Source organism: Gordonia sp. i37, from assembly GCF_002043085.1.
Classification (GTDB): domain Bacteria; phylum Actinomycetota; class Actinomycetes; order Mycobacteriales; family Mycobacteriaceae; genus Gordonia; species Gordonia polyisoprenivorans.
The window spans coordinates 22,854-36,223 of sequence record NZ_MVPX01000259.1 but is presented as its reverse complement, the minus strand read 5'-3'; the positions used below and the strand labels follow the sequence as shown (position 1 = coordinate 36,223).

The 13,370-nt window shown below is 65.9% G+C and carries 11 protein-coding genes; 8 read left to right on the top strand and 3 right to left on the bottom strand.

Annotated features, from left to right (window positions below; all coding sequences use genetic code 11):
- The 3 genes from B1964_RS12545 to B1964_RS12535 form a co-directional block, all read left to right on the top strand.
- A partial coding sequence (locus tag B1964_RS12545; RefSeq protein WP_139765714.1) for an ABC transporter ATP-binding protein occupies positions 1–389 on the top strand: 389 nt, incomplete at its 5' end.
- A gap of 58 nt (positions 390–447) precedes the next feature.
- Complete coding sequence (locus B1964_RS12540; RefSeq protein ID WP_079929985.1) at positions 448–1,782, top strand: NtaA/DmoA family FMN-dependent monooxygenase; 1,335 nt, start codon at positions 448–450, stop codon at positions 1,780–1,782.
- A 42-nt stretch (positions 1,783–1,824) separates the two neighbouring features.
- Positions 1,825–2,799: a hypothetical protein gene (locus tag B1964_RS12535; protein WP_079929984.1), complete on the top strand. Its 975-nt coding sequence runs from the start codon at positions 1,825–1,827 to the stop codon at positions 2,797–2,799.
- Positions 2,800–3,367: 568 nt separating this feature from the next.
- Here the strand turns inward: B1964_RS12535 and B1964_RS12525 are convergent.
- A complete protein-coding gene (locus B1964_RS12525; protein WP_079929989.1) occupies positions 3,368–4,684 on the bottom strand; it encodes an aspartate aminotransferase family protein in 1,317 nt (438 codons plus the stop codon).
- Between the two features lie 41 nt (positions 4,685–4,725).
- Entirely contained in the window at positions 4,726–6,297 is a 1,572-nt protein-coding gene (locus tag B1964_RS12520; RefSeq protein ID WP_079929982.1) for an APC family permease, read from the bottom strand.
- Positions 6,298–6,616: 319 nt separating this feature from the next.
- Between B1964_RS12520 and B1964_RS12515 the strand changes: the two genes are divergently transcribed.
- The 5 genes from B1964_RS12515 to B1964_RS12495 all read left to right on the top strand — a co-directional run bounded on the left by B1964_RS12515 (position 6,617) and on the right by B1964_RS12495 (position 12,210).
- On the top strand, positions 6,617–7,621 hold the full coding sequence (locus tag B1964_RS12515) for a phosphotransferase (protein ID WP_079929988.1): 1,005 nt from the start codon (positions 6,617–6,619) through the stop codon (positions 7,619–7,621).
- A 53-nt stretch (positions 7,622–7,674) separates the two neighbouring features.
- On the top strand, positions 7,675–8,469 hold the full coding sequence (fabG, locus tag B1964_RS12510; protein ID WP_079929981.1) for a 3-oxoacyl-ACP reductase FabG: 795 nt from the start codon (positions 7,675–7,677) through the stop codon (positions 8,467–8,469).
- Positions 8,469–9,251: a GntR family transcriptional regulator gene (locus tag B1964_RS12505; protein ID WP_079929980.1), complete on the top strand. Its 783-nt coding sequence runs from the start codon at positions 8,469–8,471 to the stop codon at positions 9,249–9,251. Before fabG ends, B1964_RS12505 begins: the two co-directional genes overlap by 1 nt.
- 28 nt (positions 9,252–9,279) lie before the next feature.
- Positions 9,280–10,941 carry a hypothetical protein gene (locus B1964_RS12500; protein ID WP_079929979.1) on the top strand — a complete coding sequence of 554 codons (1,662 nt, stop codon included), beginning with the start codon at positions 9,280–9,282 and terminating at the stop codon, positions 10,939–10,941.
- 240 nt (positions 10,942–11,181) lie between these two features.
- Positions 11,182–12,210, top strand: coding sequence for a GGDEF domain-containing protein (locus tag B1964_RS12495; protein ID WP_253193979.1), 1,029 nt, complete (start codon positions 11,182–11,184; stop codon positions 12,208–12,210).
- Here B1964_RS12495 and B1964_RS12490 read toward each other — a convergent pair whose 3' ends face one another.
- A complete protein-coding gene (locus tag B1964_RS12490; protein ID WP_079929977.1) occupies positions 12,211–13,278 on the bottom strand; it encodes a PrsW family glutamic-type intramembrane protease in 1,068 nt (355 codons plus the stop codon). It abuts the gene before it with no gap.
- Positions 13,279–13,370: the final 92 nt, after the last annotated feature.

The following is a 13,370-nucleotide window of genomic DNA, read 5'->3' as shown; positions in this document are numbered from 1 at the left end:
TCGACGAACTCGGTATCGACCCCGAACTCCTGGACCGCTATCCCGATCAGCTCTCCGGTGGTCAGCGCCAACGACTGTCGATCGCGCGGGCACTGGTGGTGCGCCCGGAGATCCTGGTGTGCGACGAGGCCGTCAGCGCACTCGACATCTCCGCGCAGGCGGTGGTGCTGAATCTCCTCAAAGGCTACGTGCGCACCCATTCCCTCGGTCTGGTGTTCATCTCCCACGGCTTGCCGGCGACCGGTTTCCTCACCGAGCAGCTGCTGGTGATGAACGCCGGGACGATCGTCGAATCCGGTTCGACCGCCACGGTTCTGAATCATCCGCAGCACCCGTACACCCAACAACTCGTCGAGTCCTACCGGCGGATCGACATGAGCGCCGCATGATCTCGCTCGTCGCCCCGACCGGGCACCACCACACACCGCAGAAGTAAAGGAGTAGGCAATGTTTCATCTCGGATGGTTCCTCGGAGACGGATTCGGAATCCACGCGTGGAGTCCCGCCAACGGCGACGGCCCGTGGATCGGCTCCAACGCGACCGACTGGATGCGCCCCGACATCTATATCGATATGGCGCGCAGCCTCGAACGCGCCGGCTTCGACTACATCCTCATCGAGGACACGTCCATGGTCGAGGACTCCTACAAGCAGTCCGCGGAGACCTCGCTGCGCCGCGGGTTCATGGCGCCGAAGAACGACCCGATGCCGTTGGTGCCATTGATGACCCAGGCCACCCGGCACATCGGGATCATTCCCACCGTGTCGACGATCCAGTATCCGCCGTACCTCGCGGCCCGTGCCTTCACCACTCTCGATCACCTCACCGAGGGCCGCGTCGGCATGAACGTGGTGACCAGCGTGACCGACCGGGTCGCCCAGAACTTCGGATACGAGCGGCATCTCGAGCACGACGAACGCTACGACATGGCGATGGAGTGGATCGACGTCGTCCAGCAGTTGCAGGAGTCGTGGGAGCCCGACGCGGTCATCGCCGACCCGTACGGCGGCGTCTACGCCGATCACACCAAGGTCACGCCGATCGAGTTCGTGGGCAAGTACTTCAAGTGCCGCGGACCACTGAACACCATTCCCGGCCCGCAGCGCACCACCCCGGTGTGCTCGGCCGGTAGCTCACCCGCCGGCCGCGCGTTGGCCGCAGCCTACGACGACACCCAGATCGCGATCGTCCGCGACGCCGAGGCCGCACGAAAGTACCGCGAGGACATGCGGTCTCGGGTGACGGCACTGGGACGCAACCCTGACGACGTCAAGTTCTTGTTCATCGCCACACCCACCATCGCCGCCTCCGACGCCGAAGCGCAGGAACAGTATGCGGCGTATCAGGCGGCCCGGGCGTCGGACAAGGCGATCGAATACAACCTGTGGAACATGTCCTACACGTCCGGTGGGCGTATCGATTTCGGTGGGATCGATCCCGACACCAAGATCCGCGACATCGATCTGTCGAAGCAGAACGGGGAGTACACCTCGATCAAGGAACTCTTCGAGGGGCACGAGGACGAGACGCTGCGTGAGGTGGTCGCCAAGAGCCACCAGGTCAAGGACATGGGGTTGATCGGCTCGCCGGCGACGGTCGCGGCGAAGATGGGCGAGATCATGGAAGAGGCCGGCGGCGACGGATTCCTGTTCTACCTGCCGACCACCCGCCACAACTTCGCGTTGGTCGCCGACGGTCTCGCACCCGAGTTGCGGCGCCGCGGACTGATCCGTGAGGAATACACCGGCTCCACGCTCAAGGAGAATCTGCGCGCGTTCTGAGCCGGTCGGCGGTGGTCCAGCCGCTGTGAGGAGGGAGAGGGAATGGATGTCGGGCAGAACGCGCTCGTGGTGGTTGCCGACGACGACGCCGGCGGTGGCGGTCATCTCGTGGTCGACGCCGGTGAGGTGTCGGCGCAGACGCTGATGGGTGTCGGTGCCGCCGGGACCGGCAGCGTCACCGTCGTGGTGACCGATGCGCGGTGGCGGCAGATCATGTCCGCCGTCTCCGGCGTCCATTCCCTCGACATCGCAAGTGTCATGATCGATCTCGTGCAGTCGGGGGAGACCGATACCGCGCGGGGACGGGCCGCGACGATCAGAGCCATCGCCGACGGCGACAGCGACGTGCGATTCTCGACGCACGGTTACGTGAGGGTTCGTCACGGCGAGCGCCACGACGGTCCGTGGTCCGACCGTGCCGCCCTGATCGTCGGTCGCCGACGCTGGAAATCCGATGCGGTCGTCGTGAGCAGGCTCGGCAGTAGCAGGTATCCGGGAGAGCCGGCCCGGGGGAGCGAACTCCGCGAGATCGCAGGCGATCTCGGCTGCGACGTGTGCGTTGTCGACGACGATGTGCTGACAGCTGCGGATGACGACGTGGTGGGAACCGCGGTGCACGTGCGGCTTCCGCTGCCGCACGGCGAGTTCCGCGGCATCGGCTTCACCCTGGGCGCCGGCCGTGCCGAACACCTCGCGCTTGCCTGCGGTGCGCGCGCAGACAATGCCGGTCCGATGAGGGTGGTGGTGCACCGCGAATGCCCGATGGCCGATACCTTCGGCGCGCTCGGCTGTGACTGCCGCGACCGGCTCGACGCCGCCTTGATCAGCACGATCGCCGGCGACACCGACGTCGTTCTATACCTGCGCGACGCCGATTGGCGCTCGCTCACCCACTCCGTTCGACCAACCTGGACTCCCGACCACGTGGCCTCGATCCTGCGTCATCTGGATATGTCCGCCGAGCACGGCGTGGTTATCACCGAACCAATCAGCCCGCCCACCTGCCGCTCCGCATAGGCCACCCCTTCCCCGGGCCTTCCCCTATCGCGGCCGCGCCCTTCCCTCGATGGTCGAGGTGCCCGAGCCCGCCAGGGCGAGGGCCTCGAGACCCGGTGAGTCGAATGTTTCCACAGCCACGCGGACCGACGAAAACAGCGTCGGTGCAGGCGGTCTCGAGGCTCGCCGCACGCGGCTCGCACCTCGACCATCGGATGATGGTCCCCGATCGCGGTGCCGACCTCCTCCCAGTCGCGGCCGCGCCCTTCCCCGATCGCGGCCGCGCCCTCCCCCCGATTGCGGCCGCGCCCTTCCCCCCCGATGGTCGAGGTGCCCGAGCCCGCCAGGGCGAGGGCCTCGAGACCCGGTGAGTCGAATGTGTCCGCAACCCCCGCGAACTGACGAAACCAGCATCGGCGCAGGCGGTCTCGAGGCTCGCCGCGCGCGGCTCGCACCTCGACCATCGGATGATGGTCCCCGATCGCGGGGCCGCCTTCCCCCGATCGCGGCCGCGTCTTACCCCCCGATGGTCGAGGTGCGCGAGCCGCTAGGGCGAGGGCCTCGAGACCCGGTGAGATGAAAACGCCACTCACCCCAACACCTTCCCCAGCCCCGTACACAGCCAGTCGACATCGGCGGACGAGAACACCAGTGGTGGGCGGATTTTCAGCACGTTCGAGTCGGCGCCGCACACGGAGATCAGGATGCCTTCACGCCGAAGGTCGTTGACGATACGTCGGGCGGATACGCGGTCCGGGCTGCGGGTGTGTTCGTCGGTGACGATCTCGACGCCGATGTACAAGCCGCTGCCGCGCACGTCACACACCCTGTGGTCGTCGCGGGTGACGTCGAGGATGCCGTCGAGGAGTTCGCCGCCGATGGTGGCTGCGTTCTCGATGAGCTTGTCGTCCTCGATGATGTCGAGTACCGCGGTGGCGGCCGCCGACGCAACCGGGCTCCCACCGAAGGTATTGAAGTAGGGGACCTCCGTCGCGAAGGGCGCGAGCACCGTCGACGATGCGGCCATCGCCGCCACGGGAATGCCGTTGCCCATGGGTTTGCCCATGGTGACGAGGTCGGGGACCACCGCGTGCCGGTCGAAGCCCCACATGCCTGCTCCGGTTCGTCCGAACCCGGGCTGCACCTCGTCTGCGATGAACACACCGCCGACGGCCCGGACCGCGGCCACCGCGGGTCCGAGCAGGCGGGGATCGACGAAGATTCCGTCGGATGAGAACAGCGTGTCGACGATCAACGCGCTCACCCCGAAGCCCGACCGCTGAAGATCCGCAGTGGCCGCAGCGACGTTCGCGGCAAAGTACTGTGCCGCATCCACCGGTGTGAGCACATGGGTGTCGGGGATGGGCACGGTCCGGACGTGCTCGCCGACGCCGATGGTCGAGCTCAGCGACGGGGAGATCTCGGTCACCGCAGCGGTGTTGCCGTGGTAGGCATTGGCGGTGATGATCACCCCACGTGCGCCTGTGTACTGTGCGGCCACCCGCAGGGCGAGGTCGTTGGCCTCGGAACCGGTGCAACAGAACATGATCTGATCGATTCCGCCGGGCAACGTCTCCAGCAGCCTGATCGAATAGTCGACGATCCCCGAATGCAGGTAACGCGTGTGGGTGTTCAGGGTGCCGATCTGCTCGGCGACGGCGTCGGTGACCCGCGGGTGGGCGTGCCCCACGCAGGCAACGTTGTTGTAGGCGTCGAGATACTCGCGGCCGTCGGCGTCGAACAGCCGGGTGCCCCGACCACGGACGAGATGCACCGGATCGTCGTAGAAGAGCCGATAGGCGGGTCCGAGGACTCGCTCGCGGTCGGTGATGAGCTCGGCGATCGTGGGATCGACGGGGTGGGCTCCGTCAAAGCTGTTGGAATCCATGATGTTCGAGTAGCCCACGATCGCCATGCCTTTCGGGTGTCGGAGTGGTTGGCTGGTGTTCAGCGTTCGTGGGCTTCTTGCAGGACGACCCGCCCGAGTTGGGAGTACCGGCGCGGAGAGCGGACGCGTAGGATCACCGCCAGCACTATCCCGCCGATACCCACGACGCCGACGATGTACGGGATCGCATGGAACACCCAGTCGGTCGACGCGGTACCGGCGGCGAACGACGCGTTCTTCGCGAGCAGATAGATCACGTACAGCATGCCCAGCCCGCCCAGCAGTGGGGCCACCAGTGTTCGGAACCAGTTGGCGGTCTCCGGATGCTGTTTCTGCACATGGAAATACGAGATGACCGCGAATGCTGCGAGCGCCTGGACGATCATGATGGCAGTGGTTCCGAGCAACGCCATCAAACCGTACAGCCCGGTGTAGGGGTCGCGGCCGGTGACGGCGAAGAACACCACTATCACGGTCGCGACACCGGTCTGGATGAATCCGGCGATGTGCGGTGAGCCGTGCACCGAGTGCGCCGCGCCCAGCGTCTTGCGCATGCCTGGGATGACGTCCTCACGGCCGATCGCGTAGATGTAGCGGGCCGCGCAGTTGTGAAAGGCCAAGCCGCACGCGAAGGATCCGGTCATCAGCAGGATGTGGAACATGTCGACGGCCCACACCCCGAGGTGCTCACGCACCGGTAGGAAGAAAATCTCGCCGGCCGTGTTCGAATCCTGAGCCAGGGCAACGGCATTCTCGGGTCCGGTGCCGACGATCGCCAGCCACGACACCAGCACGTAGAACACACCGATACCGATCACCGAACTGAGCACCGCGATCGGAATGATCTTCTTCGGATCCTTGGACTCCTCGCCGTACATCGCGCTCGACTCGAAGCCCACCCACGACCAGAACGCGAAGAACAGTCCGACGCCGGCCGACCCCGCCACGGCGATCGGTGAGCCGCCGGCGCCGGCGACCGTTCCACTCAAGCTGTGAAAGCCGTTGAGCGGGTTGAGCGATCCCCACGACCAGCCTTGGGGTCCGCCGCCGGTGGCGAGCACCGACACCGCGAGCAGCGTCAGCATCGCGATCTCGGTGATCAGTAGGACGCCCAGCACCTTGGCGGCCAGGTTGATGTCGAAGTAGCTGAGGATGGCGTTCACGGCGAGCATCGCCAACGCCAGGATGATCCACGGGATGTGCACACCGAAGAACGTGTTGAGCAGATCCTCCCCGAAGAACGAGAAGATGCCCACCAGCGATGCCTCGAACACCATGTACGCCAACGCCGTCAGGAATCCCGCACCCAGTCCGACGATCCGCCCGAGCCCGTGCGAGATGTAGCCGTAGAACGCGCCGGTGGCGGTGATGTGACGCGACATGGCCGCATAGCCGACCGCGAACAGGGTCAACACGATGGTGGCGACCATGTATCCGGCCGGGGCGTAGGCGCCGTTGCCGAATCCGACCGAGATCGGCACGTTGCCGACCATCGCGGTGATCGGTGCGGCGGTCGCGACCGCCATGAACAGCACGCCGACGAGCCCGACGGCGTTGGGTTTGAGTCGCTGGACGGCGCTCGCGTCGGCGGGTGTCGTGGAGGTGAGCGGGGAATCGACGGTGTCGCTCATCGGAAGATCCTTCGCAACTGGCCTGCCTGGTGGCAGGGCGAGGGCTGGGAGTCGAATTGGTCTGGTTAGCGACTGTGGTGACCGGACCGATTGGAGGTGTCGTGCACGAGGTCAATCGACACGATCAGGAATTATCGGCACAGGAGTCGGCGCTGGTCAAGTGGTGAGATCACCGCGGCGACAACATGTATTACGCGCAGATTGCCGATGTCGGGTTCGTGAAACGATTCGGTGAAGTGCTCGCTATTTGGTCTGTTCTCCGGTTGTCGAAGACCGCGTGCTCGCTCATGCTGAGCCGATGCAGGAGGCGACGGCTCAGATGAGCGTGCGGACCGAACTCGCCGACGACTACCGTGCGTTCGCGGTGGCGGCGGCACCGCGGTACGGGTTCGACCGGGCGGATGTGCGGCTGCTCAGCATCAGCGAGAACGGCACCTTTCTCCTCGAACAGGACGGCCGGCGGCTGGGGATGCGCGTACACCGACCGGGTTATCACTCGCGTGAGGCCATCGAGTCGGAGCTGGCGTGGATGGCCGCGCTCGCCGAATCGGCGACGATCTCCACACCGGGAGTCGTTGCTGCGCTCGATGGTTCGCTGTTGACGCCGATTCGACTCGCTGACGAGCGGCGCTTCGTCAGTGCCTTCGAGTTCGTCGAGGGCGTCAACGGCGAGGACCCGACCGCCGACGTCGGCTTCCGCGATCTCGGGGTGATCACCGCCCAATTGCACGAGCACGTCGAAACCTGGCGGATGCCGCCCGGATTCACCAGATTCCGGTGGGACCTCGACGCCACGCTCGGCCCGCAAGCGCGCTGGGGTGACTGGCGTGCCGCACCGGGTCTCACCCGCGATCAACAGGTTCGGATCGGCCGCGCGGTCGACACACTCTCGGCCCGGCTCGACGCCTACGGTATGGGCCGCGACCGTTTCGGACTCGTGCACGCCGATCTCCGGCTCGCCAACCTCATGGTGCACGACGCAATGATCACCGTCATCGACTTCGACGACTCCGGATGGTCGTGGTATCTCGCCGATCTCGGTGCGGTGGTCTCCTTCGTCGAGCACACGCCGCAGGCTGAGACGATGATTGGTGAGTGGGTGTGCGGCTACCGGTCGGTGCGGGCACTCGACGCCGAGCATCGCGCGATGATCCCGACCTTCGTGATGCTGCGGCGCGTCATGCTCACCGCGTGGATCGGCAGTCACCCGGAGGCCGACTCCGCGCTGGCCGCCGGTGCCGACTTCGTCTCGGGCACAGCCGAGATCGCCGACCGCTACTGCCGGGATCGTACGTGGTTGGCCGAGCCGTGCCAGCTGGTATGACGATCATTTTCTCGAACAACCCTCGCCTGGGTGGCGAGCGAAAGGAGTAGCCGATGTTCGCGCTCGCGGGTAAGTCCGTGGTGGTCACCGGGGCCAGCAAAGGGATCGGGAAAGGGATTGCGTCGGTATTCGCCCGCGCCGGCGCGAATGTCGCCGTCGTCGCCCGCAACGCCGAGCAGGTCGCTGCCTGCGCCGCCGAACTCGACGTGCTCGGCACCGGACGAGTGATCGGCGCGGTAGCCGACGTGTGCGATCCGGAGTCCTGTACAGCGATGGCGCGCACGGTGACCGACGCGTTCGGTGGCATCGACGTGGTGTGCGCCAACGCCGGGATCTTTCCGGAAGCGCCGCTGGCGACGATGACCCCGCAGCAACTCGACGAGGTTCTCGACGTCAACGTCAAGGGCACTGTCTACACGGTGCAGTCCTGTCTCGACGGCTTACGGGCCTCGTCGGCCGGCCGAATCATTCTCACCTCGTCGATCACCGGTCCGCTCACCGGTTTTCCGGGATGGTCGCATTACGGCGCGTCCAAGGCCGCGCAACTCGGCTTCATGCGCACCGCCGCCGTTGAACTTGCCCCGCACGGCATCACCGTCAATGCCGTTCTGCCGGGTAACATCCTGACCGAAGGGCTCGTCGAGATGGGGGAGGACTACATCGCGTCGATGACCCGCAGTATTCCGGCGGGCACCCTTGGCCGTCCTGACGACATCGGTTATCTCGCCGCGTTTCTGGCGACCGACGAGGCCGCGTACATCACCGGTCAGGCGATCGGCGTCGACGGCGGACAGGTGTTGCCCGAAACCCCGGAAGCGGTGCTGCCGCTCGACGCTTCGGCGTCCTGATGGAGGAGACGGAAGGCGGCCCGGTCGCCGAGGATGTCCGACGACGCATCCTGGCCATGCTCGGCCGTGGAGAGATCGGCCCCGGTTCGCGGCTCGGGTCCGAACGCGATCTGGCCGAGGCTTTCTCGGTATCGCGGTCGACGCTGCGCAGCGCGCTGCTCACGCTTGCCCAGGCGGGCATCGTAGAGCGCCGTCCAGGCCGCAGCGGAGGGATCTTCGTGCGCGCCGGGGTGGTGGAGCGGGCCGCGGGAGAGTTGAGCAGCCTGCCCGAGCGACTACTCACCGGCGGTCACACGAGCAGATCGCAGGTGCTGGCCACCGAACGGCGTCCGGCCACCGTGGTCGAGGCGCGGTCACTGGAGATCGGCGAGCGCGAGGAGGTCCTCGTCGTGCGGCGGTTGCGCTTCGCCGACGGTGTTCCGCTGTCGGTCGACACCGCATGTCTCGTCGCCCAGCAGGTGCCCGACCTGCTCGACCAGCCCCTTGGCGGATCCCTGTACTCGCTACTCGAGGAACGCTATGGGTTCCGTCCGACCACCGCATGCGAGACCATCGAGGTGGTGATGGCCAATCCGCGCGAGGCGCAATGGTTGCAGATCCCCCGAAACCGGCCGCTGCTCGCAGTCAGCCGGGTCACCCGCGATCAACGTGGGCGCCCCTTCGAGTACGGCAACGACCTGTTCCGCGCCGATCGCGTGCGGCTGGTCGCGGCCACCAACACCGTCCTCGGTCGCGAGAGCCTGGCTGCCGACGGCGTGGTGGAGCGGATGGTGAGTGTGTAGCGGTGCGGTCAGCGATGAGGAGCGACAGATGGACGACTACTACGACCTCGGCAGCTACACCCGGGCGGTGACCACCACGTCGCCGGCTGCGCAGCTGTGGTTCGATCGCGGCCTGATCTGGAGCTACGGCTTCAATCACGAGGAATCGGTTGCCTGTTTCGAGCGCGCCCTGGCCGCCGATCCCCGGTGCGCGCTCGCCTATTGGGGCATCGCCTATGCACTGGGACCGAACTACAACAAGCCATGGGAGTTCTTCGACGCCGACGACCTCACCGATACCGTCGCACGATCCCACCGGGCGGTGACCAAGGCGCGAGAGCTGGTGTCGTCGGCGACGGCCGTCGAGGCGGCGCTCATCGGCGCCCTGCAGTTCCGCTATCCGGCTGTTTCGCCCGACGGTCCCGCCGGCGACGCAGACACCGGCAGCGTCTGGAATCACGATTATGCGATTGCGATGCGCGAGGTCCACCGACGGTTCCCCGAGGATCTCGACGTCGCCGCACTGTTCGCCGACGCCCTGATGAACCTCACGCCGTGGGAATTATGGGACATCCGGACCGGTGAGCCGGCACCCGACTCACATGCCGTCGAGGCGCAGCAGGTGCTCGAGACCGCCCTCGAGTTACCGGGTGGTGCGACACACCCGGGGTTGCTGCACATGTACATCCATCTGGTCGAGATGTCGGCGAGTCCCGAATCAGGGCTCGCCCATGCCGATGCCCTCCGTGACCTCGTCCCTGACGCCGGGCACCTGCAGCACATGCCCACCCATCTCGACGTACTGTGCGGCGACTACCGACGCGTGGTCACCTCCAACGCCCGCGCCGTGATCGCCGACGAGAAGTTCCTGCGCCGCGAGGGCCCGATGAACTTCTACACCCTGTACCGCTGCCACGACTATCACTTCCAGGTCTATGGTGCGATGTTCTCCGCGCAGTCACAGGTGGCGCTCGACGTCTCGGCGCGGCTGGAGGCCACGATTCCCGAACAGTTGCTGCGCGAGGAGAATCCGCCGATGGCAGATTGGCTGGAGGGATTCCTCGGCGTCGGCGTCCACGTCGACGTCCGCTTCGGCAGATGGCAGCATCTCATCGACATGGCACTACCCGCCGACCCCGACCTCTACTGCGCGACGACCGCAATGGTCCACTACGGCAAGGGCGTCGCTCATTCGGCGCTCGGGCATGTCGACGACGCCGAGCGTGAGCGTGAGCGGTTCATCGCGGCGCTGGCCCGCGTTGCCCAGACCCGCACCTTGTTCAACAACACCTGCAGCGACATTCTCGCCGTCGCCGGGGCGATGCTGGACGGTGAGCTGGAGTACCGGAAGGAAAACCACGACAACGCCTTCGCGCATCTTCGACGAGCCATCGAACTCGACGACGCCCTTCCCTACGACGAGCCATGGGGCTGGATGCAACCCACCCGGCACGCCTACGGCGCACTCTTGCTCGAGCAGGATCACGTCTCTGAAGCGGCTGCGGTGTACCGCGCCGACCTCGGTCTCGACGACACTCTTCCGCGGCCGTTGCGTCACCCCGGCAACATCTGGGCGCTGCACGGTTACCACGAGTGCCTGATGCGCCTTGGTCGCTGTGGCGAAGCCGAGATCATCGGGCAGCAACTCACATTGGCGCAAGCGGTGGCCGATGTGCCTGTCGTCTCTTCATGTCTGTGTCGCCGCATGTGATCGATGAGTTCGACGAGCTCACCGAGGCCATGTATCACCAGCATTGGCCAACCACGTGCGCCGGTGCCGCCACATGAGGTGATCGTCAACGCTCGTGATCCCGTACTCTTGTCTATCGCGCCATCTCCCCGCTGCTCGCCGGGTGGGGTGCGGACGAGTTGGTTGAGGCCGGTCCACCCCGGCAGCAGCTGTCCCTTTTGCCGGGCGCATTCGAGAGCAATTGCCGGGAGCGTGATCAAGGTGCCGAGAGCCGAGCGAGCGCATGCGTTGGCCGACGACCGTCTCGCGCTCACCGTTGGACTCGGGGCGGTGCTGTTCGTCGTCGTCGGTATCGTCCAGCTGTTGTTCGACACAGCGCGTGATGTGTGGGCGCCGTCGGCTGTCGCTCTCGTCACGGCGCTGGTGCTCGCCGCGGAGTGTCTGATGCTGTGGCGTCGACGTACCGTGATCGACCGCTTCCGTGCGCCGGTGCTGGTGACCATGACCGCTGTCGTCGTGGGCATCAACCCGCTCGTATACATCGCGTTCACGGGCATCGCATACCCGGCGATCGGGACTCTGCTGGTAATCGTCGCGCTGGGAGCCCTTGTGCCCTACCGCTGGATCGCGGTGATACTGATCGCGTTGGTCAATGTCGCATCGGCCGGCTTTGCCGTGGGGTTCGGCACCGATGTTCCACTCGGCTCGGTTGTGTTGCAGTTGGTCAAAGCCGACGTCTTGGCCGTGATCATCGCGTTGACATGGCGACGCACCGAGAGTCGGCTGCACCGCGCGAATGACCTCATCACGGAGTTGGCGATCACCGATGACCTGACGGGGCTGCTGAATCGCCGGGGCATCGGGGAGCGCGGACACGTTGCCCTCGACAACGCGCTCATCGAATCTCGGCCGCTGGTGGTGGGCAGCATCGATGTGGACGGTCTCAAACAGGTCAACGATTCGCACGGACATGCTGCGGGTGACCAAGTGATCGAGGCGACTGGCGCAGCGTTGCGCTGGCTGCTTGACGCCGATCAGCTCGCCGCGCGTATCGGCGGCGACGAGTTCGTTGTGGTGCTCGTCGCCGACAGCGAGTCTCGGCTGCGGGATCTGCAGGCCCGGGTGGTCGAGTCGGTTGGCTCGCTGTCGCAGCCGGTTTCGATCGGGTGGGCGGTGCCGCGAGTCGGCGAGACGATCACGTTGACCGGGTTGTTGTCCGAATCGGATCGGAACATGCTCGACGAGAAGCGCCGACGCCGCCACCCGCAACTCGACTCGACCATCGATTGATCACCTCTGCGGCGTTGACTCGGTTGTCTGTGTCTGTGCTCGAGGCACGCCCCACCGAGCGAGCCGGGGGCGCCAGCGGGGCGCGTTGGTGGCAATCGCGGTCGGCGGGACGAGTTCGCGTAGGACGTGGCGCAGGATCAGATAGGAGGCGACGGCCACGAGGATCGAGAAGACGTTGAGCATTACGCCTTCCTGAACGACCTCGGTGAGTGTGAAGTCCTGATCGGTGACGGTGTTCGTCGATCCGTGCTGACCGAATGATCCGATTCCGTCGTGTACCGAGTGCACAGCGGCAGCGGTGAGCCAGCCGAGGAAGCCGACCGTGGTGGCCACCCGCCCGGATCGGTGTGCCCCGAGCCAGATCGCTGCAGCGGCGGTACCCGCCCAGAGCGGGTGTCCGGTCTCGGCGAGCGGGCGCGTGAGGGCTTGCAGCAGATGCGAGTTGGTGCCGGAGCCACCGCCCATGTACTCGATGGCTTCACCGATCCCGAACACCGATCCGCTGATCAGTGCCATCAGTACCCCGCGACGCGGGTCGCCGAACACCGAACGTGCACAGATCAACAAGAACAGCGGCACGGCGATCTTGCAGGTCTCCTCAATGGGCCCGGCAAGCCACAGGTCGGCGGCGAAGGGCAGGTGCAGGTGTGGCTCGAGGAGTCCTTCGATCGCTGTTGCGATGCCGATCGCGATCGCCCCCGAGACCACGCCGATGACGATCGTCAGAGGGAGCTGATTCAGCTCGGTGAACCGCAGGTGTGGGGCGACGAGCGTGACGACGCCCGTCATCACCAGCAGGACGCCGAGCGCCGCGGGCCACACCCACCAGCGCCCGGAACGTGAATTGCCGACTACTCCTAAACCAATGGTGACCGCCATTCCGGCGACAACCCACCAGCACCATTGGTGGGTGAGGAAAAGCCAGGGCCGGCGATGCCACGCAGGCAGTGGAGCCATCGACGAATCGGGTGCGGATTGGCCGGTCCATCCCATTCCGTCCCAGCGGGCGATGGTCGATGCGACACCGTAGGAATACCATCCCGGCGCTGGGACCAGCGAGTTTGTCATGTTGGTCTGCTTTCCTCGGGCGAGTGAATGCGATTCTTGCACGCTCGTACATGGCGCGCGTGAAGAATCCCCGAATGCTGTGTGATGCCACA